This window comes from Roseovarius atlanticus (genome assembly GCF_019802205.1).
Taxonomy (GTDB): domain Bacteria; phylum Pseudomonadota; class Alphaproteobacteria; order Rhodobacterales; family Rhodobacteraceae; genus Roseovarius; species Roseovarius atlanticus_A.
The window spans coordinates 1,093,586-1,119,141 of the sequence record NZ_JAHVHQ010000002.1 but is presented as its reverse complement, the minus strand read 5'-3'; the positions used below and the strand labels follow the sequence as shown (position 1 = coordinate 1,119,141).

Here is a 25,556-nt window from a genome sequence, read left to right as displayed (position 1 = left end):
TCACAGGCCGAACCGGGCAAAGGCCGCGCGTTCCTCGATGCCGGCAAAGGCATCCTCGACCACCGACGCCCCGAAGCGCTGGAAAAAGCCCTTCTTCTTGCCATAGGTGGCAAAGCGCACCTTGTCGCCGTAAAGCTCCTTCAGCTTGGGCACCAGGTGCGCCACCCCGTCGGCCAGCCCCAGCTCGACCCCCCGGCCTCCCAGCCAGAACTCGCCGGTAAACAGGTCTTCCTCCTCGCTCAGCCGGTCGCCCCGCCGCGACTTGATCTGCGCGATGAAATTGCCGTGCATCTCTTCGAGGATGCCCTTGAGCCGCGCCACGTCTTCCTTCTTTTCAGGCTGGAACGGGTCGAGCGTGCTCTTCGACTTGCCGGCGGTATAGACCCGCCGCTCCACGCCCTGCCGTGCCAGGAACACATGCGCGCCGAACCCGGCGGAAATCACCCCGATGCTGCCCACGATGGAATTGTCGTCGACCCAGATGTCATCCGCCGCCGAGGCCAGCCAATAGCCGCCCGACGCCGCCACGTCCTCGACGAACGCGTGAACGGGCACCTTGTGTTCGTCCGCCAGCCGCCGGATGCGCCCCGCGATCAGCGCCGACTGCACCGGCGAGCCTCCGGGGCTGTTGATCAACAGCGCCACGGCCCTGGGCTTGCCCCGCTTGAACGCCTTCTCGATGGCCGACGCCATCGCCTCGTCGCTCAGCGGCATTCTCGACCCGGCGCCGATTGCGCCCGACAGCCGCACGACCGACACCAGCGGGCCTGATTTCAAAAACGGGATAAATCGCTTCATGGAGGGGCATGTAGAATGCCCATGCGCGACAAACAAGGTTGCGACACGTATCAATGCCGCCCGAAGGCAAGAAAGCCACGTAAACGACGCGGGGTCAGGCCGCCGCCGCCCCATCTTCCGGCGGCGCCCCTCCTGCGTAGGGTGGGTGAAAACCCACGCGCCGCCCGATGCCGACCCGAACGCGCCCCCTCAACTCTTGATCCGGTACCCCGTCTTGAAGATCCGCCAGATCAGGAACAGGCACAGCGCCGTGAACCCCGCAATCGCCAGCAGGCTCAGCCCGATCGACACGTCCGCCTGCCCGAAGAACGCCCAGCGGAACCCCGAGATCAGGTAGACCACCGGGTTGAACAGCGTAACCGTCTGCCAGAACGGCGGCAGCATCGAGATCGAGTAGAACGAGCCCCCCAGGAACACCAGCGGCGTCACGATCAAGAGCGGCACCAACTGCAACTGCTCGAAGTTCTGCGCCCAGATCCCGATGATGAACCCGAACAAGGCGAAGCTGATGCATGTCAGCAGCAGGAACGCCACCATCGCGCCGGGGTGCTGTATCTGCACATCCACGAACAGCGCCGAGGTCGCCAGGATCACCACCCCGATGAACAACGCCTTGGTGGCCGCCGCCCCCACATAGCCGATCACGATCTCCAGGAAATTCACCGGCGCCGACAACAGCTCATAGATCGTCCCGATGAACTTCGGAAAATAGATTCCGAAGGACGCGTTCGAAATCGCCTGCGTGATCACCGACAGCATGATCAGCCCCGGCACGATAAACGCGCCATAGCTCACGCCCTCCACCTGGTCGATCCGGCTGCCGATGGCCGCGCCGAACACCACGAAATAAAGCGAGGTCGAAATCACCGGCGACACGAAGCTTTGCAGCAGGGTGCGAAAGAACCGCTGCATCTCGAACCTGTAGATCGCCCCGATGGCCAGGAAATTCATGCCGCGTCCTCCTTCACCAGCCCCACGAAAATCTCTTCCAGGCTCGACTGGCTGGTCTGGATGTCCCGGATCACCAGCCCCGCCTCGGTCAACTCCTTCACCAGCCGCGCGATCCCGGTCCGCTCGGCGTTGGTGTCATAGGTATAGGTCAGGCTGTGGCCGTCCGGGCTCTTCCACAGGTCATAATCCGACAGGCTCCCGGGCACCGCCTCCACCGGCTCCATCAGGTCGATCCGCAGGCTCTTGCGGCCCATCCGCTGCATCAGCGCCACCTTGTCCTCGACCAGCAGGATCTCTCCGTGGGCAATCACCGCGACCCGGTCGGCAATCGCCTCGGCCTCCTCGATGTAATGGGTGGTCAGGATGATCGTCACGCCATCCTGCCGCAGCCCTTCGACCACTTCCCACATGTCGCGGCGCAGCTCCACGTCGACGCCGGCCGTGGGCTCGTCCAGGAACAGGACACGCGGCTCGTGCACCAGCGCCTTGGCGATCAGCACCCGCCGCTTCATGCCACCCGACAATTCCTTGACCTGGTTGCTCCGCTTGTCCCACAGGCTCAGCTGCCGCAGGATCTTCTCCACCAGCGCATCGTCGCGCCCCTTGCCGAACAGACCGCGGGAAAACCGCACCGTGTTGATCACCTTCTCGAACGGCTCCAGCGCGATCTCCTGCGGCACCAGCCCCACCAGCGACCGCGCCGCGCGATACTCCTCGGCGATGTCATGCCCGCCCACGCGCGCGGACCCGCCCGTGGGCGTCGTGATCCCGCACAGCGCCGAAATCAGCGTCGTCTTGCCCGCGCCATTGGGCCCCAGCAGCGCCAGGATCTCGCCTTCGCGGATCTCCAGGTCCACGCCCTTCAGCGCCTGGAACCCGTCGTCATAGGTCTTCTCCAGCCCGTTCACCTCGACAAACGCCGCCATGTCCCGCGCTCCTTCATCCATCATCTGCGCCAAACTAATCCCGCCGCCACACGGCGCAAGCCGTCAGAGACACACAACCCCTTGTGCGTTCCTGCGCGCGCACACCGACGCGGCCCGAAATAAAACGCAGTGTTTCCACATTTTGCATTGTGCCCGCCGCCGCAAGCGGGAATCCTGAGCGCGGTTGGGGGCGCATGATGCCATGCGCATCAGGAACATCGCAGGACGGACATGAAACGCCTCTCTCTTCTTGTCTGGCCGCTCATCATATTCGCGCTCGGTGCCTGCACCGAGACGGTGACGCGTGCCGATAACCCCCGTATCCTTCTCATGGGCGATTCCATGATGGCCTTCCACGGCATGGCCGGGAAATCCGTCTCCCACGCCATGGAACGCCGCCTGGGCGAGCCGGTGATCGACCGCTCCGTCTCCGGCGCCCGCTTCCTCTATGCGCTGCCGATCTCGGGCGCGGCCGGCATGAACATCACCAAGCAGTACCGCGCGGGCAACTGGGACTGGATCGTGATGAACGGCGGCGGCAACGACATCCTGTTCGGCTGCGGCTGCGGGGTCTGCGACCGCCGCATCGACCGGCTGATCTCCGACGATGGCACCACCGGGGTCATCCCCGGCTTCGTGGCGAAGATGCGCAAGACCGGCGCCAACGTGGTGATGGTGGGCTACCTGCACACACCGGGCGTCACCTCGCCCATCGAAGGCTGCGTGGACGAGGGCCGCGAGATGGACGCCCGCATGGCCCGCCTCGCCGCGCTCGACCGCGGCGTGCATTTCATCCCGATGAGCGACGTGGTCCCGTCGGGCGATCGCACCTACCACGCGGTCGACCTCATCCACCCCTCACCAAAGGGGTCCGACGCCATCGGCGGCCGCATCGCCGAACTCATCCGCCAAAGCGGCCCGCGCCGAAAGTAGCGTAGTCCCGGAGGCGTCCCGCCGGATGCCTCCCGGCCCCTGCGCCCGGATCACGCGCCCCCTTTTCCTCTGGCCAAAAATATCCCCGCCGGAGGCTCCGACGGGGACGCACTCACCCCGGCACGGGCCGCAGGCTCACCCCTTCGAGATCATCCGCTTCAGCCAGCCTTTCTTCTCGGCCTGCGCGTCCGGCTCGTCCTCCTTCGGCCCCTCGATGACCTCCTCGAGGTTGGTAAAGAACTGGTCCGCCATCTTCTTGGCAAACCCGTCCACGATCCGGCTGCCCAGCTGCGCCAGCTTGCCGCCCACCTTGGCCTCCACGTCGTAGCTCAGCCGCGTGCCGCCCTCGACCGCCTCCAGCCGCACGTCCGCCGCGCCCTTGGCAAAGCCCGCCGCGCCGCCCTTGCCCTCGCCTTCCAGGCGCAGGCTCTCGGGCTCGTTCATCTCGCTGAACGTCACCATGCCCTTGAACGTCGCCTTCACCGGCCCGACCTTCTGCGTGACCGTCGCCTCGTACCCGTCCTGCGGGTTGCCGGTGACCTCCTGCGCGCCCGGCACGCATTCCTTCAGCACCTCCGGCTCCATCAACGCGGCCCAGACCGTTTCCCGATCCGCCGCGATCTCGCGCTGCCCACTCATCTGCATGGCATGTCTCCTCCTTGGGTTGGTCCGATCCTACCGCACCGCCCCAAACCCTCCAAGACCGATGCGCCCTGCAAATTGACAGAGGCGGGGTGTCTCGCGCATCAAGACCTTAGTCGCATGGGGAATGATCCTTGCCCGGTACGCTCTGCCTCACCTTCGACGATCTCTTCGTCGCCAACTGGGTCGCCGCCCGGCCCGTCTTCGCGGAACACGATGCCCGCGTCACCTTCTGCGTGTCGCACCTGCACGAGGCCACGCCCGCGCAGATCGAGGGCCTGCACCTCCTGCAGTCCGACGGTCACGAGATCGCCTGCCACACCCGCACCCATCCACGGCTGAAGCCGTATCTGCAAGCTCACGGCCTCGATCACTGGCTCGAACACGAGGTCGACCGCGCCATCGCCGAGCACCGCGCGGCGGGCTTCCCGGCCCGCAGCTTCGCCTGCCCCTTCCACGCCTCGACGCCCGAGACCCGCGCCGCCCTGGCCACCCGGTTCGAAATCGTCCGCGCGGAGGGACCCCGCAGCCTTGATCCCGCCAACCCCGCCAGCCGCATCTATTCGGAAATTCCCGCCTCACGCTGCCTCGACAACCTCGGCGTCGCCGACATGCAGCACAAGGCCTTCCCCGGCTGGCGCCGGCAGCACACCCTGCTCGACCTCATCGCCCGGACCGATGGCCTCGCCGTCTTCACCGGCCACGACATCCGCGACCGCAAATCCGGCCCCGGCTTCTACAGCACCACGCGCCAGATCGGCAGGCTAATTGCAGAGGCATCAAATCGGAATGTGAGTATTCAACCTATGAGTCCGCATAAATAAGTTCATCCCGAAGCTTAACCTTGCCACTAGCTCGTTAGATTGATTGTGTTAAGTTCGTTTCTTCTCGATAATTGATTAAGCTCTATCTGCTACTCTCATTATTTCAGGAGCAATAAACACAGTCGGGTGCAGCCTTCGTATTTCATGCAAGATTCCTTGTTCAATTAACTTATCGATTGTGTTTCTTGCTGCACGGTAAGTGACACTAAATGCGTCCTGGACGTCACGAACTGTGACAAGCGGCGTGTCAAAAAGAATATCTACGAGTCCAACCGCGTTCGCAGCTTTGGTCGATCTAGTTATGCGATCACGGTACGTTGATTGAAGATCAATCAGGCGATCGACAACCCTGATCGAATTTCGAGCACTGTCCTCAACGACGTCCAAAAAAAACGCGATCCACTCATTCCATGCTCCATCAGTAGAGACGGCAAGCATTAAGTCGATGTATTCGTCTTTTCGACCTTCCAACTCTGGACTGACGTAGAGCAAAGGGGTGTCAAAAAGCTCGCGTTCGACTGCCATTAGCGAGATAAGCATTCGTCCGACTCGCCCATTTCCGTCCGAAAAAGGGTGAATTGCTTCCAGTTGGTAATGGACCAGAGCCATGTCTATCAATGGCGGCGTCTTATCACGATCAATCCTGTTAATGTATTTTTCTAGCTGATCCATACACCGCTGTGTTTCAGCCGGTGGCGGTGGTACGAAACGGGCAAACTCAATTCCTTTTCGTGCGCCACCTATCGCATTTTGTTCTGTTTTGTACGAACCTCTATTTCGATTTGCTCCTCGGTAACTCCCAACGCCAGACAGGAGTATGTCGTGTGCTGTTTTTACAACCTTGTGGCAGATCGGGAGACCGTCTTCTTGGACCATTCTGAGGCTTTCACTCAGAGCGCGAAGGTAGTTTCGGACTTCGATTGAGGCTTGATCACTTGCTTCATCCATACCTGCGTCAGCAATTAGAAGATCATCATCTGTTGTGAAGGTTCCTTCCATCGCAGAAGAAGTCAGTGCTTCCCTGCGTTGAAGTGGCCTGACCAAAATATAAGGATTGCTTAATCGCCGACTGGCACCGCGCAACTCTGCGATAGCGTCGCGCGCGTTCTGCAAAGGCACAATTAGCTCTGTTAGATTTAGCTTTGGCGGCAGTTCATTTGGAATGAAAGCCTTCACATCATGAGGCGTGTCGACGAGCACACCTGTACTATTTTTGCCGAACAGAGCGTTGTCCATGCTTCACCTCAAGTACAACTTAAACAGTGAAGTTATACTTAGGGGGCTAAAAAGTACAACTTGCGTGTTCAAGTTGTACTTTTAAAAGTAAACTAGCATCAATATGTAGTGGGTAACATAGAGCTGGGCGCTATAGAACCTGTTAGTCTGGCGTGACTGCTCCCCTCAACGCCTTCACCTCCGCCCGCTTCTTCTTCGCCTCGACGCGCTTGCGCTTCTGGTTCTTCGACACTTTCGTCGGGATTCGCCGCTTGGGCTTTTCACAGGCCTTGCCGATCAACTCCGCCAGCCGCTCCCGCGCGATCTCTCGGTTGCGAGCCTGCGACCGCTCCTCGGACACCTGCAACACCACCGCCCCGTCCTTGGTCCAGCGCCGCCCGGCCAGCCGCCGCAGCCGCCGCTTCACCGGGTCGGGCAGGTTGGGCGAGCGCTCGGCCTCGAACCGCAGCTCCACCGCCGAGGACACCTTGTTCACGTTCTGCCCGCCCGGGCCAGACGCGCGGGTGAACTGCTCGGTCAGCTCCCAGTCCTCGATGGTGATCTGTTCGTTGATCTTCATGATGCCCTGTCAGATAGCACCGACGCGATGCCACTCAAATACCGACGCGATACCGACACGCCCTTTTCATATCAAAAGGGCCGCCCCAACCTCGTGGAACGGCCCTTCTAAAGATTTCGGAGGCGGGGCGGTTAGGCCATGCCAATCCGGGTGTTTACATGCCCAAGGGCTGCCTCAGACACGAACCTCCCTGACTGTTCCGACACCTCTCTCCAATCCCTTTATAGACACTGGATCACCTCCTTTCAGCTGTTGAACTCAAGGGTAGCCTGCCACAGATTTTGTATTTGTCAAAACAAAATCATGTGGTCCTGCCACTAAGTGACCCCACGATGATGCGAAACGGCACAAGTGCCAGAATGGCCAGCACCAGTTTCACCAGCCAGTCCGCCACCGCCAGCGACACCCACAGCGGCACCACCGGGCCCATCCCCAACAGCGGCAGCGCCTCTCCGGCCCAGCCCACGTCGTTGCCCGGCTCCAGGACGCTCAGGCTGGCCGAAAACGCGATGGTAAAGAACAGACCCGTGTCCACGCTCCCGCCGATCAGCGACGACACCACCGGCGCCCGCCACCACGCCCCACCGCGCAGACGGTCGAACACCGCGATGTCCAGGAGTTGCGCGGTGAGGAACGCCACCGCCGACCCCAGCGCGATCCGCACCGTCACCAGCGGGCCGAACTCGCCCTCAATCTGCGTGCCGATAAAGGAACAGACCAGCCCCACCACGAACCCTGCCAGCACAACGCGCCGTGCTGCCGCGCGGCCATAGACGCGGTTCATCACGTCCGTCACCAGGAACGCCAGCGGATAGGTGAATGCCCCCCATGTCAGCCACTGGCCGAACAGGAACTGCACCAGGATGTTCGACGCGACGACAATCGCCGCCATCGCCAGAACACCGGGAAGGATCTTGGATGTCATGCGCACAGGCCCCCGATACGCGTCAATATCAGGGGCCTGCGCCTAGTCACTTCGCGGCAGAACCGCAAGACCTCACTCCGATTGCAGCACGCCCAGGCACTGCCCCGGCAGGTCCGTCAGGGTCAGCTCGCGGCGCGGCTTGGGCGGCGGCGCGTTGGGGTCCGGCGGCGGCGGGTTCAGGATATTGCGCTGCCATTGGCGTGCATCGGCGCAGCCATCCCCGGCCGGCGGCGCGGCCTGATCGACGCATCCTTTCGCGCCGCGCGGACATTTCAGCCGCACGTGGAAATGATAGTGATGTCCGTACCAGGGCCGGATCTTGCGCAGCCAGCTGCGGTCGCCGGTCTCTTCCTCGCACATCCGCACCTTGGCGCCGGGAAAGACGAAAATCCGCGCCACGCGCGGGTCCTGCGCGGCGGCCTTCATGATCTCGTGATGCGTGCGGTTGTAATTGTCGTTCGTGTAGGCCCCGTTCGCCCGCCGCAGCGAAATCGACGACAGGCTTTCGCGCTGCGCCCGGCTGAGGTTGAGGTTGGTCGCGGGCCGCAGCCAGATATCCACGTCCAGCCCCAGCTGGTGGCTGGCATGCCCGGTCAGCATCGGCCCGCCGCGCGGCTGGCTGATATCGCCCACGTAAAGGCCGTTCCACCCCGGCTGCGTCGCGGCAAAGCGCGACAGTTTCTGGACGAAGTCGATCACCTCGGGATGGCCCCAGTTGCGGTTCCGGCTCAGCCGCATCGCCTGCCATGTCGGCCCGGTCTCGGGCAGCTGCACCGCACCCGCCACACAGCCCTTGGAATACCCGCCAAAGGGCCGCGCCGCCTGCTGCGAGCCGCCCCTCTTGGCGCCGAACAGCTGTTTCGCCTGCACCCCGCGCATGTCCGCCGGGATGCTCTGCGTCGACAGCACGGCGGGCTGGACGCTTTCCTGCTCTGCCGTGGACCCGCCACACCCCGCCAGCACAAGCGCCAGCAGGAACGGCTTTACGATACGGACCATGTTTCACTATCCCCTTTTGCCTGAACCCAGCGTAGCAAGATCAACCCCACGAGGAAAAGCAGAATGAGCGGCGTGACCCCGATCCGAGCGCTTCCGCTGATATAGGTCACCAGGCCGATCAACGCCGGCGCCACGAACGCCGTCGCGCGCCCCGACAGGCCATAGAGACCAAAGCTTTCCGTCGGCACCGCCGGGTCCGTGTGGCGCACCATCAACGACCGGCTGGCCGATTGCAGCGTCCCGCCCAGCCCCCCGATCAGGATGCCGCAACCGAAGAACACCATGTTCGGCAGAGCCGAGCCTTCTTCCAGCGGGAGGCCGAAGAACATCGTCCGGTCCATGCTGACAATGGTGATGCAGACCCCGATCAGGATCCACACCGCCACCACGATCACCGGCTTCGGTCCGAACCGCTTGTCCAGCCTGCCGCCGACCCAGCTGAACGCCGCCGCCGCGATGGCGCTGACGATGCCGAAAATGCCCACCCTCACGATCGACCAGTCCAGCACCAGCGTCGCGTAGGTGCCGCCGAAACTGTAAAGGCCGTTCAAAGCGTCGCGATAGAACATCGACGATCCCAGGTAGGCCAGCAGGCTGCGGCGGTTGGGCAGGTTCGCCACCGATTTCTTCAGCAAAGTCATCGCACCGACGAACCCTGCGCCCTTCGGCGCGGTGTCCGCATCGCGCACCCACAGGAAATAGGGGATCATGAACACCACGTACCACGCAGCCGCCAGCGGCCCGACGATGCGCTTGTCCTCGTCCTGCGCGGCGTCCAGCCCCAGCGCAGGCTCCAGCCCGACGATGGTGCGGCCCCCGTCCATGGTCTGGAAAAACACCAGCATGATCGCCAGCGACACCAGCCCGCCGAGATAGCCAAAGGCGAACCCGCTGCCCGAGGTCGATCCCACATCCTCCGCCGTCGCCACCGACGGCAGCTGCGAATTGACGAAGATCAGCGCATATTCCGCACCTATAAAGCCGATCCCGAACATCACCAGCATCAGAACCATGTTCGACCCGTCCGGCGCCGTCCACCACAGGCCCGCCGCGCCGACGACATAGAGCACCGAGAAGAACAGCATCCACGGAATGCGCCGCCCGGTGGAATCCGCCATCGCGCCCATGATCGGCGCACCGAAGGCGATCACCAGCCCAGACAGCGCCAGGCACCATGACCACAGGGTCTGCGCCCGCGCATCCGCTGCCTCTTCCGCCAGCCCCGTGCCCAGGAAATAGGTCGAGGCGACGGCGGCGAAGAACGGCCCGAAGACGAAGGTCACCAGCAGGGTGTGATAGGGCTGGCTGGCCCAGTCGAAAAAGAACCAGCCCCAGATGCGCTTGCGTGCTGAAACCTCTGCCATCGTGCCCCCTCGTTTGGCCGCGATCAAACGCGGTTCGGGGTCCGGTGGCAAGCCCTTCCTTCGGCTTTCCGCGTCAGTCCCGCATCGGCGGCCAGGGCCGCTTTGCGTCCGCCTCGATCCAGGCGGTCACCCATTCGGGCGCGGCGGGCCGCTCCACGGGTTGGCCCAGCGCCGCCATCACCTCGTCGGGCGGCACGATGCCGTTCTTTCCGGTCACGGCCGAGCGATAGACGATGTGGTTCGCGCATTCGCCGTCCGTCTTCCACATCGACTGTTCCAGGTAGATGAACCGCGCGTCCCACCACACCGCGCGCGACCGCATCTCGACCGTCTCGAACATCCGGATCCGGCGGCGGTACCGCACGCTCGCCCCGGCCATGGTCAGCCCCCAGCGGTTCTCTTTCAGTACCTTCACCAGCCCCGCCCGCATCGCCAACGGAATGCGCCCAAGATCGTAGAGCGTCAGCGTGCGCCCGTTGTTCAGCTCCATCCACAGGTCGATGTCCCACGGCAGGCAGACATGCCGCGACACATGCGTGTCGGTTGGCGCCAGCGGCGGCGCGTTGCGGTGCTTGAAAAGCTGCCAGAACATGCGGACGAGGGGGTACATCGGGCGCTCCTTTTGTCCGAGGTGTTGACGCAACTCACGTTCACGTCAACCACAACCTCGCGTAAAGCTTGCGGAATACCGCCATGACGCTTACCTAAAGCGTACGGCCAAAAACCTGCATCGCAGCTATTGGTCGTGCGCGGCGCGACGATTGAGTGTTGCGCGCGCCCTGCCTTTATCTGATATCTCAGGTTAACGGCAGGACGCTTTATTCCGCGTAGCAAACAAGAGGTTTTCTAGATGCAGGCAATCGCAGGTCCCATCGGGCTCATTCTGGACGTGGTGTTCTTCATCATGATCATCCACATCATCATGAGCTGGCTGATCAACTTCCAGGTCCTGAACCTCAGCCAACAGTTCGTGGCCCAGGTCTGGTACGGCCTCAACCGCCTGCTCGAGCCGATCTACCAACCCATCCGCCGCATCCTGCCCGACACCCGGCCCCTCGACCTCGCACCGCTGGTGGCTTTCGTCGCACTCATCTCTCTGCGCGACTTCATCCTGCCGGAACTGCTGTGCAACGGACGCCCCCTGGGCTACTGCGGATAGCCGCGCCGTCGCGGCCCCCCGGGGTGGCGATCCGTCTTATGTATGGCAGCACTTTATCTCTGCCAAATCCGAAAACCCTCAGGCGTCGCGCCAGGACTTGCCAAATCGCCGCCCCCAGGGAGGGGGGCCGCGATGGCGCGGCGGCCTGCGGCCTTGACTCCGCGCCGCCGACATCGGCCGTCCGACCCCAATCCGGGACTTGTTTACGATTCCTTAGTGTGGGACTGTCACCCGTAAGAGCAGAAAACTAAAATCTTACAGGTTTCCCATGCAAAGCGCTGCCACGCTGCTGCAAGACGTCTTCGGATTCTCCGCCTTCCGCCCCGGCCAGGAGGAAATCGTCCAGACCGTCGCCGAAGGGTCCAACACCCTTGCCATCATGCCCACCGGCGGCGGCAAATCCCTTTGCTACCAGCTGCCCGCGCTGCTGCGCGACGGCGTCACCGTCGTCATCTCCCCCCTCATCGCGCTCATGCGCGACCAGGTCCGCGCGCTCAGGGCGGCGGGGGTCGAGGCCGGCGCGCTCACCTCCGGCAATACCGAGGAAGAAACCCAGGCCGTCTGGGACGCGCTCGACGCAGACCGCCTGAAACTGCTCTACATCGCGCCCGAACGCCTCGCCGCCGGCTCCGCCATGGGCATGCTGCGCCGCATCGACGTCAGCCTCATCGCCGTGGACGAGGCGCATTGCGTCAGCCAATGGGGCCACGACTTCCGCCCCGACTACCTGCGGATCGGCGAGTTGCGCCGCGCCCTCGACGTGCCGCTCGCCGCCTTCACCGCCACGGCGGATGCCGAAACCCGGGCCGAAATCGTCGAGAAACTGTTCGAGGGCCAGCAGCCCGAAACCTTCCTGCGCGGTTTCGACCGGCCCAACATCACGCTGGCCTTCTCGGCCAAGGACAGCCCCCGGCAACAGATCCTCAGCTTCGCCGCCGCCCGCAAGGGCCAGTCCGGCATCGTCTACTGCGGCACCCGCGCCAAGACCGAAACGCTGGCGAAAGCCCTGCGCGAGGACGGCCATTCCGCCTGCCACTACCACGGCGGCATGGACCCGGACGACCGCCGCCATGTGGAACATCGCTTCAGCACCGAGGATGGGCTGGTGGTGGTCGCCACCATCGCCTTCGGCATGGGCGTGGACAAGCCCGACATCCGCTGGGTCGCCCATGCCGACCTGCCCAAATCCATCGAAAGCTACTACCAGGAAATCGGCCGCGCGGGCCGGGACGGGGCACCCGCCGACACGCTCACCCTGTTCGGCCCCGACGACATCCGCCTGCGCCGCAGCCAGATCGACGAGGGCCTCGCCCCGCCCGAACGCCGCGCCGCCGATCACGCCCGCCTCAACGCGCTCCTTGGCCTGGCCGAAACCCACGCCTGCCGGCGACAGGCCCTGCTGCGCTATTTCGGCGAAGACCCTGCGCCCTGCGGCAATTGCGACACCTGCACCACGCCGCCCGAAACCTTCGACGGCACCCAGGACGTGCGCAAGGCGCTCTCGGCCATCCTGCGCACCGAAGAATTCTTCGGCGCGGGCCACCTGATCGACATCCTGACCGGCAACGAGACCGACAAGATCCGCGCCCGCGGCCACGATGGCCTGCCCACCTTCGGTGTGGGCCGCGACACCGACCGCCGCACCTGGCAGGGCATCTTCCGCCAAATGATGGGTTGCGACCTGATCCGCCCCGACCCTGAACGCCACGGCGCCCTGCGCATGACGGAACGGGCCATTCCCATCCTCAAGGGCGAGGACCAGATTACCCTGCGCCGCGACACCCTCGCGCCCAAGTCCCGCCGTCCCGCCGCCAAGACGCTGGTGGCCGAGGAGGACGCGCCGCTCCTTTCGGCCCTCAAGGCGAAGCGCCGCGCGCTGGCCGAGGCCGCCAGGATGCCCGCCTACATCGTCTTCAACGATCGCACCCTGATCGAGATGGCCGAAACCCGGCCCCGCACGCTCGACGACATGGCCCGCATCTCGGGCGTCGGCTCCAAGAAGCTCGAACAATACGGGCGCGCCTTCCTCGAGGTCATCAACGGCGAGGCCGAGGTGATGCACCCCACCCGCCGCAAGCTGGCGGGCCGCGACACCGGCACGGTCTACGACCGCCTGCTGGAAGTTCAGGCCAACCTCCAACGCGGCGAGGACGGCATCGACAAGCCGCTTTCCTGTTCCGCCAGCCTGCTGGCTCGTGTCGCCGCGTCGAAACCCCGCGACCTCGGCGATCTCGAACGCCTGCTGGGCGACAAAAGGACCGAGCGTTTCGGCCCGGCCTTTCTGGACGTTCTGCATACCGCGGACTAAGTCCCACGAAGTAAAAAATCCAAGGGTCACATATGCTCGTCGTCGTCTCGCCTGCCAAGAAAATGGACATGTCCCCGGCCGAGGGAATCCACCCCACCGGCCCCGCCTTCGCCAAGGACGCCCACGCCCTGGCCGACGTGGCCCGCGACCTCAGCCAGGCCGACCTGAAAAAGCTGATGGGCATCTCCGACGACCTGGCGAAACTCAACGCCGACCGCTTCCGCGACTTCGGCAAGCAGGAAAAGAAACCCGCCGCGCTCGCCTTCGCCGGCGACACCTACCAGGGGCTCGAGGCCGGCTCGCTCGACACCGACGAGCTTGACTGGGCACAGGACCACCTGCGCATCCTCTCGGGCCTCTACGGCCTCTTGCGCCCCCTGGACAATATCGAGCCCTACCGCCTGGAAATGGGCAGCCGCCTGAAGACCGAAAAGGGCAAATCGCTCTACGATTACTGGGGCGACCGGCTGTCCAAGGCGCTGAACCGGCAGGCGAAAGAGACCGGAAGCAAGACCCTCGTCAACTGCGCCAGCCAGGAGTATTTCGGCGCCGTGGACCGCGACGCGCTCAAGCTCAGGGTCATCACCCCCACCTTCCTCGACACCAAGAATGGCGAGGCCAAGGTCATCAGCTTCTTCGCCAAGAAGGCCCGCGGCGCCATGGCCCGTTTCATCGTCCAGAACCGCCTGACCGATCCCGACAGCCTCAAGGATTTCGACAGCGGCGGCTATCGCTATGACGCGGATCGCTCCACCGAGGACGAACCGGCGTTCATCCGCGGCGAGCAGTAGGGCGTTCCGCGCAGGGCAAAGCCTCTGTTATTGGCAAGGGGCCAATATCCGCTTTGTGGTACGAAGCCGCCGGTCACAACGGAGGCGAGCGTCAGCCCAAGGGGTGGCGATCCAACGGCAACTAAGAAGCACTTTATGCCTGCCGAATACATCCTCGGAAGGATCATTGCGCCCAGCCTCAGCCAAATCGCCAGCCCGTGGTAGGGGCTGACGATGGCCGGGCCGCTTCGCGGCTGTTAACCGGCTGGGTGCGCGATACCAGTGTCTTGACTGCGATGAGACGCGCATCGACGGGCCGTGGTGCGGCGAACCGACGATGGTGATGGGTACTTTATGCTGGCCAAGCACATCCGACCCGAGAGCGTGGCACTTCACCCACCCAATCGCCGTGCCGGGGGACGGCCCGGCGATGCGCGGCGGGCTTCGCCCTTGATCCGCGCGGGGTGCTTCGCCTCGGACGTGCGCTTTGCGGGGTCGATCCACAGCCCCGGTGCGGGGTCAGGCCGCAGGCCCCGCGCCATCGACGGGCCGCCCCCACGGCCCGGCGATTTGGTGAAGCTTGGCGCATCGCTCGATCCTGTTTCGGATCTGGCCTGGGTAAAGCGCTGCCGACCCCCCCGTCGGATCGCCGCGCCGCGGCCCGTCGATGGCGCTCGAGACTATCGCTCACGCCGCGCTCTGCCCTTCCTCGGGCGCACGCACCCCCTCGGGGCAGGCCGCCACAACGTGGTCGATCAACGCCTGTTTCGACAGCGGCTTCGACAGGTAGTGGTCGATCCCCGCCGACAGGATCTCGTCCTCGTCGCCATCCATCGCGTGCGCCGTCATCGCCACGATCGGCACATGCCCGCCGCTTTCCGCCTCGAGCGCCCGGAGTGCGCGGGTCGCGTCCTTGCCGTCCATCCCGGGCATCGAGATGTCCATGAACACGATATCGGGCCGGAAGGATCGGTAGAATGCCACCGCCTCTTCGCCGTTCACCGCGAATTTCAAGTCGATATCCAGCGCCTTGACCATCCTGGAAAACACCAGCCGGTTGGTCCTGTTGTCCTCCGCCGCCAGCACCCGCATCACCCGGCCGGGGTCCTGCGGCAGGTCCGGGTCCGCCACGCCCCCCGCCAGCGAACCCGAGAGCCGTGTCAGGGCGGCAAAAAGCTCGGCGCGGGGGAAGGGTTTTTGCAGCACCGCGTCGACAAAGCCGCGCCCCGGGTCCTGTTCCACGCTGCCGATATTCCCGCTCAGCAGCAGCACCGGCGCCGCGTGTCCGGCCGCCTTCAGCGCCTCGGCCAGTTCGATCCCGTCCATCCGGGGCATGACGTGGTCGGTGATCACCAGGCTGACCGACCCGTCCGTCGTCTCCAGCGCCGCCGCGCCGCTGTCGCAGCATATCACCTCGATGCCCAGCGCCGCGAACAACCGCTCCAGGATCGAGCGGTTCAGCGCGTTGGTCTCGACGATCACCACCTTGCGCAACCCGTCGGGCACGCTGAAATCCTGTCCCGCATCCGGGTCCGCCAGCGGCAGTTCCACGGCAAACCCGAAGGTCGATCCCTGCCCTTCGACCGACTCCACCCAGATCTCGCCGCCCATAAGCCGGACCAGCTTCTCCGAGATCGCCAGGCCCAGCCCGGTCCCCTCGAACCGGCGATTGCTTTCGCCGTCGACCTGGTTGAACTCGCCGAAGATGTGCCCGACCTTGTCGTCGGGAATGCCGATGCCGCTGTCCTCGATCGTCACGTGCAGGCGCGCCGCGCCCTGGGCCGCGCATTCGACGCCCACGACCCGCACCATCACGTGCCCCTCTTCGGTGAATTTCACCGCGTTGCCCAAAAGGTTCGTCATGATCTGCCGCAGCCGACCCGGATCGCCGACAAAGCGCGTCGGCAGGAACAGGTCGTAATCCACCAACAGCTCGATCCCCTTGTCCCGCGCGTTCACCTGCATCAGCATGATCAGCTCCTGAATGCAGCGCTCCATGTCGAACGGCTCGGCATGCAGAACCAGCTTCTCCGCCTCGATCTTGGAATAATCCAGCACGTCGTTGATGATCACCAGCAGCGCCTCGCCCGAATTCTTGATCGTGTTGGCATAGAGCAGCTGTTCCTCGTCCAGCTCGGTATCCTTCAGCAGCTCCGCCATGCCCACGACCCCGTTCATCGGCGTGCGGATCTCGTGGCTCATGTTGGCCAGGAAGGACGATTTCGCCCGGCTCGCCATCTCGGCCTTGCGCCGGGCCTCCTTCAGGCGCTCCTCGTACCGGATCGTGTCGGTGATGTTCAGCGCCAGGCTCACCACGTCGCCGGTGGGGCCGCGCTGGTCGATCAGCTTGATATAGGCCCCGTTCCATAGCCGGACGATCTCGGGCTCGGGCGCCACCGTCTGCCAGCGGTCCAGCATCTTCTCGCGCCACGCGGCGGGGTCGGCGTCGCCGATATCCACGACCCCCTCCTCGGTCACGCATTGCAGGATCTCGACATAGCTGATGCCCGGCTTGACGTCCTCCAGCCCCTCGAACACGCCCAGCCAGGCATGGTTGGCGGCGATCATCCGGCTGTCGGCGTCGAAAAAGGCGAACCCGTCCTGGATCGTCTCGATCGAGTGCCACAACCGCCGCTCGGCGATGGCGACCTTCTCGTTGGCCATGTTCAGGTCGGATTTCACCCGCGCGTTCTCGTCCCGCACGGTCTGCACCTCGGCGCGGGTCTCGACGATCTCCTCGCTCAGGGCACGGGCATGCCGGCCCAGCTTGCGGTTCGCGGCCTGCAACTCGGCCTGTTTCTGTTCCAGCAGACGTTCGGCGGCCAGCCTGGCGCGCCGTTCCTCCGCCAGTTTGTTGGCAAGGCTCATGCCCCAACCTCCGCCCGTGCCGGTGACTCTCGGGGCTCAAACTCCCTGATTATGGTGAACAAGTCTTTAAACCCTGACCCGTGCCGGGCGCGGGAATCGTTGTCTTGCCCCGGGGGGCGTGGCACGATGCCGCCACTCGTTGAAGGAGGGTATAATGCTCCAACGCTTTCTTGCCGCCATCGTCCTCAGCCTTTCCGCCAGCTTCGTCGCGTCCGCCGCGCTGGCCCAGGATGCCGTGCCCGACAGGCGCGAGGTGGTCACCAAGGATGTCGACTTCTACGGCTCCGATCTGGACCCGCTCTTCGACACCACGCTCGAGGCCTGCCGCAACCTCTGTTTCTCCAACAATGCCTGCCGCGCCTACACCTTCAACACCCGCTCCAGTTCCTGTTTTCCCAAGAGCGCCCTGACCGAGACCAAGCCCTACGAGGGCGCGGTCTCCGCCGAGGTCTTCGACACCGACACCCGTGTCCTTTCCGATGCGCCCGCCCGCACCGCCGATCTGGATTTCCTCAACCCCGGCGACCTGAACCAGGCCCGCGACCAGGCCACCGGCATCGGCGCCCGCCACCCCGGCGGACAATGGGACGTCCCCGCCATGGTCAACGCCGCGCAGGACCGCATCGCGCAGCAGGATTACCTGAATGCCATGCGCTGGATGGGGGCCGCCGTGGCCCGCTCGGACGCCGCCGACCAATGGGCCGAATATGCCCGCCTGTCGCTGCTCATCCCGACGCAGAACGACTCCGAGAAGCGCAACTATGCGGAACGCGCCTTCCAGGCCGCGATCAACGCCTACCTGCGCGCGCCCGGCGATCCCGCGCGCATCAACGCCCTTCTGCTCATGTCCCAGTCGCTGGAGACGATGGGCCGCGGCCAGGCCACCGTGCCAACCCTGCGCCTCGCCGAATCGATCCAGCCGCGCGATGATGTGATGACCGCGCTCGACGCCGCCATCGCCAAGTACGGTTTCCGCATCACCGACCACCGCGCCGACAGCGACAGCGCCCAGCCGCGCCTCTGCGCAGAGTTCTCCGAGCCATTGGTCGAGGCCGGCACCGATTACACGCCTTTCGTACGCCTGCCCGATCCCGGCCTGGTGGTGCAGCCCTCGGGCAACCAGATATGCATCGCCGGCGTCCAGCATGGCGAGCGCTACCGCGTCACCTTCCGCGAGGGGCTGCCCGCCGCCAGCGGCGAAACCCTTCAGCGCGACACCGAGATCACGCTCTACGTCCGCGACCGCTCGCCGCGCGTCAGCTTTCCGGGCCGGTCCTACATCCTGCCCAAGGCCGCCGACACCGCCCTGCCGATCGAGACCGTGAACCTCGAAGAAGTCGAGCTGCTGCTGCGCCGCGTCTCCGACCGCAACCTTCTGCGCACCATGCAGGAGGATTACTTCGGCCGCCCCCTCAGCCAGTACCAGGAACGCGAGTTCGGCAACGACATCGCCGAGGAAGTCTGGACCGGCACCGGCGAGGTGCAGAACACGCTCAACCAGACCATGACCACCCGCCTGCCGTTGGGCGATGTGCTGGCGAACGAGGCCCCCGGCATCTACGCGCTGACCGCGACCATCCCCGGCGCCGATCCCTACGACAACCCCGGCGCCACGCAATGGTTCGTGCTGACCGACCTGGGCCTGACCACGCTCAAGGGCAATGACGGCCTGCACGTCTTCGTGCGCGGGCTGGCCGATGCCCAGGCGGAATCCGGCGTCGAGCTCTCGCTGCTCTCGCGCTCCAACCGCGTGCTGGGCACCGCCACGACCGACGACCAGGGCCACGCGCTCTTCGCCCCCGGCCTGACGCGCGGTACCTCGGGTTCCGCCCCGGCGATGATCCTCGCCAAGGCCGGCCCCGACGACATGGCCTTCCTGTCGCTCACCGATCCCGCCTTCGACCTCTCGGACCGCGGCGTCGAGGGCCGCTCGCCCGCGCCGCCCATCGACGTCTTTCTCGCCACGGACCGCGGCGCCTATCGCCCCGGCGAGGTGATCCACGCCACCGCCCTGGCGCGGGACGAACTGGCCGAGGCGATCCCCGGCCTGCCCCTGACGGCCATCCTGCGCCGCCCCGACGGCGTGGAATATTCCCGCCAGTTGTCCGGCGACGACGACGCGGGCGGCCATGTCTTCACCCTGCCCGTCGGCGCCTCTGTCCCCACCGGCAGCTGGACGCTCGACATCCTCTCGGACCCCGAGGATGACCCGCTGGTCAGCCGTACCCTGCTGGTCGAGGATTTCCTGCCCGAGCGCATCGACTTCGACCTGTCGCTGCCCGAGGGCCCCATTCGCCCCGGCGACACACCCCCGCTCACCATCGACGCCCGCTACCTCTTCGGCGCGCCCGGCGCGGGGCTGATCGCGGATGGCAATGTGCGCCTCACCGCCCGCTCCACGCTCGACGATTTCCCCGGCTTCCGCTTCGGCCGCCATGACGACCCGGCGGGCGCCCGCATCACCTACCTGCCCGGCGGCAAGACCGGCCCCGATGGCCAGCTTCAGATGGCCGCCGAGATGCCCGAATTCGACGTCACCGACCGCCCGTTCGAGGCCGACATCACCGTCACCCTGCAAGAAGGCTCCGGCCGCCCGGTCGAACGCACGCTGTCCCGCATGCTCGCCCCCGCCGGCCCCATGATCGGCATCAAGCCCATGGCCGACGGCGTCGTCCCCGAAAACTCCGAGGCAAGCTTCCAGGTCATCGGCATCTCCCCCGATCTCACGCCCGTCCCCATGGACGTCAAATGGACCGTCAACCGCGTCACCACGCGCTACCAATGGTACCAGGATTACGGCTCATGGAACTGGGAACCGATCACCACCCGCGAACAGGTCGCCACCGGCGACGCTACTCTAGGCGCCGATCCCCTGACCGTCTCCGCCCCCGTCGAGTGGGGGCACTACGAATTGGTCGTGGAACGCACCGGCGGCGACTACGTCTCGTCCTCCACCGATTTCTACGCCGGCTGGTACGCCCCCGCCGACGCCAGCGACACACCCGACACGCTGGAGCTGTCACTTGACCGACCCGAATACACCCCCGGCGACACCGCGCAACTGCGCGTCGTACCGCGCTACGCGGGCACCGCGCTGATCACCGTCATGTCCAACCATGTCATTGAACGCCAGGCGGTCGAGGTCACCGAGGGCGAAAACACCATCCCCCTTTCCGTCACCGACGACTGGGGCGCAGGCGCTTACGTCACCGCCCAGGTCATCCGCCCGATGAATGTCAGCGCGGGCCAGAACCCGGCCCGCTCGCTCGGCCTCAGCTACGCCAAGATCGCCCCGGGCGACAAGCAGCTCTCCGTCTCCATCGACGCCCCCGACACCGCCGCCCCGCGCGGGCCGCTGGACGTCACCGTCAATGTCGACGGGCTGGCCGAGGGTCAGACCGGCTATGTCACCCTCGCCGCAGTCGATGTGGGCGTGCTCAACATCACCGGCTTCCAGTCGCCCGACCCGTCCGGTCACTATTTCGGCCAGCGCCGCCTCGGCGTGGAAATCCGCGACCTCTATGGCCGCCTGATCGACGGCATGAACGGCGCCGAGGGCCAGGTCCGCTCCGGCGGCGACGCGGGCAACCCCCTGTCGGGCACCCAGCCGCCGCCCACCGAGGACCTCGTCGCCTATTTCACCGGCCCGCTCGAAATAGGCCCCGACGGCACGGCACAAGCCAGCTTCGACATGCCCGATTTCAACGGCACCGTCCGCTTCATGGCCGTCGCATGGTCCCCCACCTCCGTGGGCCAGGCCGAGGACGAGACCATCGTGCGCGACCCGGTCGTCGTCACCGCCTCGCTGCCGCGCTTCCTCGCCCCCGGCGACGAAAGCCGCCTGCTGCTGGAAATCCAGCACACCGAAGGCCCGACCGGCCGCATGGGCCTCGACGTCTCCGGCACGGGCCTCACGCTTGGCGGCACCATCCCCTCGGGGCTGGAACTGGGCGAACAGGAGAAAACCACGCTCTCCCTGCCCATCACCGCGGGCGACGTGGGCGACGCCACCCTGCGCATCGCGCTCACCACGCCCGACGGCAAGCAACTGACCAAGGAAATGCCGCTCGGCATCCGCGCCAACGATCCGGTCATCGCCACCACCCGCCGCTTCTCTCTCGGCGCGGGCGACAGCTTCACGCTGGGAGGTGATGTGTTCGCCGACCTGCGCCCCGACACGGCCAGCGCCATCCTCGCGGCGGGACCCTTGGCGAAACTCGACGCGCCCCGCCTTCTGGCCGCGCTCGACCGCTACCCCTATGGCTGCACCGAGCAGGTGGTCAGCCGCGCCATGCCGCTCCTTTACTTCAACCAGGTCGCCGCCGCGATGGGCCTCGCCTCCGAGGCCGAGGCGCAGGAGCGCATCGACCAGTCCATCGCCCGCATCCTGACCCGCCAATCCTCGGGCGGCAGCTTCGGCCTCTGGCGGGCAAGTTCCGGCGATTTCTGGCTCGATGCCTATGTCGCCGACTTCCTGTCCCGCGCCAAATCCGAAGGCTTCGACGTGCCAGACACCGCCTACACCATGGCGATGGACAACCTGCGCAACCGCATCAACTACGCCCCCGACTTCGATCAGGGCGGCGAAGACATCGCCTACGCGCTCATGGTCCTCGCCCGCGAGGGGGCCGCCCGCATGGGCGACCTGCGCTACTATGCAGACGTCAAGGCACAGGCCTTCGCCACGCCGCTGGCCCAGGCCCAGCTCGGCGCCGCCCTCGCCTTCTATGGCGACCAGACCCGCGCCGACCGCATGTTCGCCGCGGCCCAGCAGACCATCAACCAGACCTCCGGCGACGAAGGGCAGGTCTGGCGCGCCGACTACGGCACCCGCCTGCGCGACCGCGCCGGCGTGCTGACCCTGGCGACCGAGGCGGGCAGCAATGCCGTCAACGCCGACGCCCTGGCCAACGCCATCACCGCCGAAGGCCCGCATATGTCCACGCAGGAACAGGCGTGGTCCCTGCTGGCCGCCCGCGCGCTGCTCAGCGACCCGTCCGTCTCGGGCCTCTCGCTCGACGGCGAACCTGTCTCGGGCCCCTTCGTGCGCACCATCTCCGCCACGTCCCTGACGCCACAGACCCTCACCAACACCGGCGCGAACGCCACCGACATCACGCTCACGACCCTCGGCGTGCCGGTGACCCCGCCCGAGGCCGGCGGCTATGGCTATGCCATCGAACGCAGCTATTTCGACATGGACGGCACGCCCGTGGACCTGTCGGCAGTGACCACCGGCACCCGCCTCGTCACCGTGCTGACGGTCCGCCCGTTCGAGAAAGGCGAGGCGCGGCTCATCATCGACGACCCGCTCCCGGCAGGGCTGGAAATCGACAACCCGAACCTGCTGCGCTCGGGCGACGTGAACGCGCTCGACTGGCTCGATCCGGCCACGACTGAGCATTCCGAGTTCCGCGCCGACCGTTTCATCGCCGCCGTCGACTGGCGCTCGGACGATGCCTTCCGCCTTGCCTACATCGTCCGCGCGATCTCACCGGGCAGCTACCACCACCCGGCGGCCTCGGTCGAGGACATGTACCGCCCGCAATACCGCGCCCGCTCGGCCACCGGGCGCCTGACGGTCACGGCGGAATGACGGGCCAGGGACTATGACAGGCAAAACCGTCGCCACGATCACCTGGCGCGCGCTTTATTGCGAGGGGCAGGACACCTGCCGCCTCGCCCGCGCCGGTCACGGCTGGCTGCTGGTCGGCCACGCCCGGTTCCACGACGATACCGGCTTCGCCGCGCTCGACTACGTCGTGCGCTGCACCGAGGACTGGCGGACCCTCGACGCCGATATCGCCGGCACCCATGGCGAAAGCGAGGTCCGCCTGCATGCCGACCACCGCAACGGGGAATGGCTGCTGAACAAGACACCGCAACCCGGCCTCGAAGATGTCACCGATATCGACCTCAGCTTCACCCCCGCCACCAACCTCATGCCCCTGCGCCGCCTTGCGAAACAGCAGGACGACACCCTGACCACCCGCGCCGCGTGGCTGCACTACCCCGCCGCCGCCCTCGCGCCACTGGATCAGACCTATCAACGTACGCATACGTATGGTATCATCGACTACCGCGCCGAACAGACCGACTTCACCACCACGCTCGAGGTCAACGACGCGGGTTTCGTCACCGACTATCCCGGCCTCTGGCACGCGGAAGATCAGCATGTTCCGCTGTGACCGCCTGCTTCTGCTTCTAGCCCTCGCGCTCTTCGCCGCGGGGCTTGGCCGCGACAAGCTCGACCAGTGGATCGCCGCCACCGACCTGCCGCCCCTCCTGACACCGCTCTCCACCGAGGTCCGCGACCGCACCGGCACGCTCCTGCGGGTCTACACGGTCGAGGATGGCCGCTGGCGTCTCGGCGCCACGCCAGACGCGGTGGATGCGGGCTATCTCAACCTGCTCATCGCCTACGAGGACAAGCGGTTCTACACCCATTCCGGCGTCGACCCCCGCGCCATCCTCCGCGCGACCGCGCAGGCGCTCTGGAACGGAGAGGTCGTCTCGGGCGCCTCCACCCTGACCATGCAGGTCGCCCGCTTGCTCGAAGACAGCGGCACCGGGCAGCTGTCCGGCAAACTCCGCCAGGCCCGCGTCGCGCTGGCCCTCGAGCGCCGCTTGACCAAGAACCAAATCCTTCAGATCTACCTCGAACGCGCACCCTTCGGCGGCAATATCGAAGGCGTCCGCGCCGCCAGCTACGCGTGGTTCGGTAAGGACCCCCGCCGCCTGACCCCAGCCGAATCCGCCCTGCTGGTGGCCCTGCCGCAATCCCCCGAATCCCGTCGCCCCGACCGGCATCACTTTCAGGCCGCCGAGGCCCGCGCCCGTGTCCTCGCCCGCGCCCGGCGCGACGGCCTGCTGACCCAAGGCGCGGTCGAAGCCGCCCTGACCGAGCCTGTCCCCCACACCCGCCGCGCCTTCCCCTCCCTCGCGCCGCACATGGCCGACCGCGCGATATCCGACGATCCCGCCCGCCTGCGCCACGACCTCACGCTCGACGCCCCCCTGCAAGCCGCGCTGGAACGCCTCGCCACCCACAGCCTGCGCGACCTCCCCCCGGACGTCTCCATCGCCATGATGATCGCCGACCACCAGACCGGCGACATACTCGCCTCGGTCGGCTCCGCCACCTACGGCATCGGCGACGCCCGCGCGGGCTTCGTCGACATGACACAGGCCATGCGCTCACCCGGCTCCACGCTGAAGCCCTTCATCTATGCCATGGCCTTCGATCGCGGCCTCGCCCATCCCCAGACGCTCATTCACGACCGCCCCGTCGCCTTCGGCACCTACGCGCCGCAGAATTTCGACGGCGCCTTCCGCGGCGAGCTGACCGTGGCCGACGCTCTGCGCCAGTCGCTCAACATCCCCGTGGTCCTGCTTCTGGACGAGATCGGCCCCGCCCACCTGCTCGACACCCTGCGCCGCGCCGGCGTGCCCACCGAACTGCCCGGCGACCAGCCCGGCCTCGCCGTGGGTCTCGGCGGCCTCGGCATCACGCTCGAAGGCCTGACCACCGCCTACGCCATGCTGGCAAATGGCGGTCAGACCCGCCCTCTGCACTGGCGACAAGACACAGTGGAACATACGCCCACGAATGTTCTCAACCGCGCCGCCTCATGGCACGTCGCCGACATCCTCGCGGGCCTCGCGCCACCCCCCGGCGCACCCAAGCGCCGCCTCGCCTACAAGACCGGCACCTCCTACGGCCACCGCGACGCCTGGGCCGTGGGCTTCGACGGCCGGCACGTTGCCGCCGTCTGGATCGGCCGCCCCGACGGCACGCCCGTTCCCGGCGCCTTCGGCGGCGACCTTGCCGCGCCCGTCCTCTTCGAGGCGTTCCAGCGCCTGAAACCCAAAGCCGACGCCCTGCCACCGCCCCCGCCAGAGGCGCTCCTCCTGCCCACCGCCCGCCTGCCGCAACCGCTGCGCCGCTTCGCCGGCCGCGACGCGGTGTTCCAGCCCTCCGAGGATGCGCCCAAGCTGATCTTCCCCCCCGCCGGCGCTCGCCTGCCCATCCAGGACGGCCGCCTGACGGTCAAACTGCGCGATGGCAAGCCGCCCTTCACCTGGCTTGCCAACGGTACGCCGCAGAAAACCGGCACCCGCCGCCGCGAGACCGAACTGACCGGCCTTGCGCGCGGCTATTCCAAGCTGTCGGTGATCGACGCGACGGGCCGCTCCAGCAGCGTCACCGTCTGGATCGACTGACCCCGTTTTCTACGCAGAAAATGGTCCGCGGAACTGCGCAGTTCCGCACCAAGAATTTTCGAAAATTCTTC

At 65.9% G+C, this 25,556-nt stretch carries 19 protein-coding genes; 8 read left to right on the top strand and 11 right to left on the bottom strand.

Features of this window, described 5'->3' with window-relative positions:
* The 3 genes from KUV49_RS05580 to KUV49_RS05570 all read right to left on the bottom strand — a co-directional run bounded on the left by KUV49_RS05580 (position 1) and on the right by KUV49_RS05570 (position 2,675).
* A complete protein-coding gene (locus tag KUV49_RS05580; protein ID WP_222451985.1) occupies positions 1–798 on the bottom strand; it encodes a S49 family peptidase in 798 nt (265 codons plus the stop codon).
* A gap of 189 nt (positions 799–987) precedes the next feature.
* On the bottom strand, positions 988–1,749 hold the full coding sequence (locus KUV49_RS05575; protein ID WP_222451984.1) for an ABC transporter permease: 762 nt from the start codon (positions 1,747–1,749) through the stop codon (positions 988–990).
* The gene (locus KUV49_RS05570) at positions 1,746–2,675 is read right to left on the bottom strand and encodes an ABC transporter ATP-binding protein (RefSeq protein WP_222452095.1); all 930 of its coding nucleotides are present in this window, start codon (positions 2,673–2,675) and stop codon (positions 1,746–1,748) included. The genes KUV49_RS05575 and KUV49_RS05570 overlap by 4 nt, the downstream gene beginning before the upstream one ends.
* 231 nt (positions 2,676–2,906) lie before the next feature.
* Here KUV49_RS05570 and KUV49_RS05565 point away from each other — a divergent pair, with 231 nt between their 5' ends.
* The gene (locus tag KUV49_RS05565) at positions 2,907–3,608 is read left to right on the top strand and encodes an SGNH/GDSL hydrolase family protein (protein ID WP_222451983.1); all 702 of its coding nucleotides are present in this window, start codon (positions 2,907–2,909) and stop codon (positions 3,606–3,608) included.
* Positions 3,609–3,743: 135 nt separating this feature from the next.
* On the opposite strand, the gene KUV49_RS05560 is transcribed toward KUV49_RS05565, so the two are convergent.
* On the bottom strand, positions 3,744–4,253 hold the full coding sequence (locus KUV49_RS05560; RefSeq protein ID WP_222451982.1) for a CoxG family protein: 510 nt from the start codon (positions 4,251–4,253) through the stop codon (positions 3,744–3,746).
* Between the two features lie 131 nt (positions 4,254–4,384).
* Between KUV49_RS05560 and KUV49_RS05555 the strand changes: the two genes are divergently transcribed.
* A complete protein-coding gene (locus KUV49_RS05555; protein WP_222451981.1) occupies positions 4,385–5,074 on the top strand; it encodes a polysaccharide deacetylase family protein in 690 nt (229 codons plus the stop codon).
* 75 nt (positions 5,075–5,149) lie between these two features.
* On the opposite strand, the gene KUV49_RS05550 is transcribed toward KUV49_RS05555, so the two are convergent.
* From KUV49_RS05550 to KUV49_RS05525, 6 genes are all read right to left on the bottom strand, one after another.
* On the bottom strand, positions 5,150–6,310 hold the full coding sequence (locus KUV49_RS05550; RefSeq protein ID WP_222451980.1) for a Fic family protein: 1,161 nt from the start codon (positions 6,308–6,310) through the stop codon (positions 5,150–5,152).
* A gap of 142 nt (positions 6,311–6,452) precedes the next feature.
* The gene (gene arfB / locus KUV49_RS05545) at positions 6,453–6,869 is read right to left on the bottom strand and encodes an alternative ribosome rescue aminoacyl-tRNA hydrolase ArfB (RefSeq protein WP_261391399.1); all 417 of its coding nucleotides are present in this window, start codon (positions 6,867–6,869) and stop codon (positions 6,453–6,455) included.
* 301 nt (positions 6,870–7,170) lie between these two features.
* Positions 7,171–7,794, bottom strand: coding sequence for a queuosine precursor transporter (locus tag KUV49_RS05540; RefSeq protein ID WP_222451979.1), 624 nt, complete (start codon positions 7,792–7,794; stop codon positions 7,171–7,173).
* A 72-nt stretch (positions 7,795–7,866) separates the two neighbouring features.
* Complete coding sequence (gene mepA, locus KUV49_RS05535; protein ID WP_222451978.1) at positions 7,867–8,793, bottom strand: penicillin-insensitive murein endopeptidase; 927 nt, start codon at positions 8,791–8,793, stop codon at positions 7,867–7,869.
* Positions 8,778–10,157, bottom strand: a complete 1,380-nt coding sequence (locus KUV49_RS05530; protein ID WP_222451977.1) for an MFS transporter — start codon at positions 10,155–10,157, stop codon at positions 8,778–8,780. The genes mepA and KUV49_RS05530 overlap by 16 nt, the downstream gene beginning before the upstream one ends.
* Before the next feature lie 73 nt (positions 10,158–10,230).
* Complete coding sequence (locus KUV49_RS05525; RefSeq protein WP_222451976.1) at positions 10,231–10,767, bottom strand: acyl-CoA thioesterase; 537 nt, start codon at positions 10,765–10,767, stop codon at positions 10,231–10,233.
* Between the two features lie 240 nt (positions 10,768–11,007).
* On the opposite strand from KUV49_RS05525, the gene KUV49_RS05520 reads away from it, so the two are divergent.
* The 3 genes from KUV49_RS05520 (at position 11,008) to yaaA (ending at position 14,415) form a co-directional block, all read left to right on the top strand.
* Positions 11,008–11,316, top strand: coding sequence for a YggT family protein (locus KUV49_RS05520; RefSeq protein ID WP_222451975.1), 309 nt, complete (start codon positions 11,008–11,010; stop codon positions 11,314–11,316).
* Positions 11,317–11,584: 268 nt separating this feature from the next.
* Entirely contained in the window at positions 11,585–13,624 is a 2,040-nt protein-coding gene (recQ, locus tag KUV49_RS05515) for a DNA helicase RecQ (protein WP_222451974.1), read from the top strand.
* Positions 13,625–13,656: 32 nt separating this feature from the next.
* Complete coding sequence (gene yaaA / locus KUV49_RS05510) at positions 13,657–14,415, top strand: peroxide stress protein YaaA (protein WP_222451973.1); 759 nt, start codon at positions 13,657–13,659, stop codon at positions 14,413–14,415.
* A gap of 666 nt (positions 14,416–15,081) precedes the next feature.
* Here the strand turns inward: yaaA and KUV49_RS05505 are convergent.
* Entirely contained in the window at positions 15,082–17,262 is a 2,181-nt protein-coding gene (locus tag KUV49_RS05505) for a response regulator (protein WP_222451972.1), read from the bottom strand.
* A 154-nt stretch (positions 17,263–17,416) separates the two neighbouring features.
* Between KUV49_RS05505 and KUV49_RS05500 the strand changes: the two genes are divergently transcribed.
* From KUV49_RS05500 to pbpC, 3 genes are read left to right on the top strand one after another with little or no spacing between them, the layout of a single operon-like run.
* Positions 17,417–22,858, top strand: a complete 5,442-nt coding sequence (locus KUV49_RS05500; RefSeq protein WP_222451971.1) for an alpha-2-macroglobulin family protein — start codon at positions 17,417–17,419, stop codon at positions 22,856–22,858.
* A gap of 13 nt (positions 22,859–22,871) precedes the next feature.
* Entirely contained in the window at positions 22,872–23,450 is a 579-nt protein-coding gene (locus KUV49_RS05495) for a putative glycolipid-binding domain-containing protein (RefSeq protein ID WP_222451970.1), read from the top strand.
* Entirely contained in the window at positions 23,437–25,485 is a 2,049-nt protein-coding gene (gene pbpC, locus KUV49_RS05490; protein ID WP_222451969.1) for a penicillin-binding protein 1C, read from the top strand. Before KUV49_RS05495 ends, pbpC begins: the two co-directional genes overlap by 14 nt.
* The last annotated feature ends 71 nt before the right edge of the window (positions 25,486–25,556 follow it).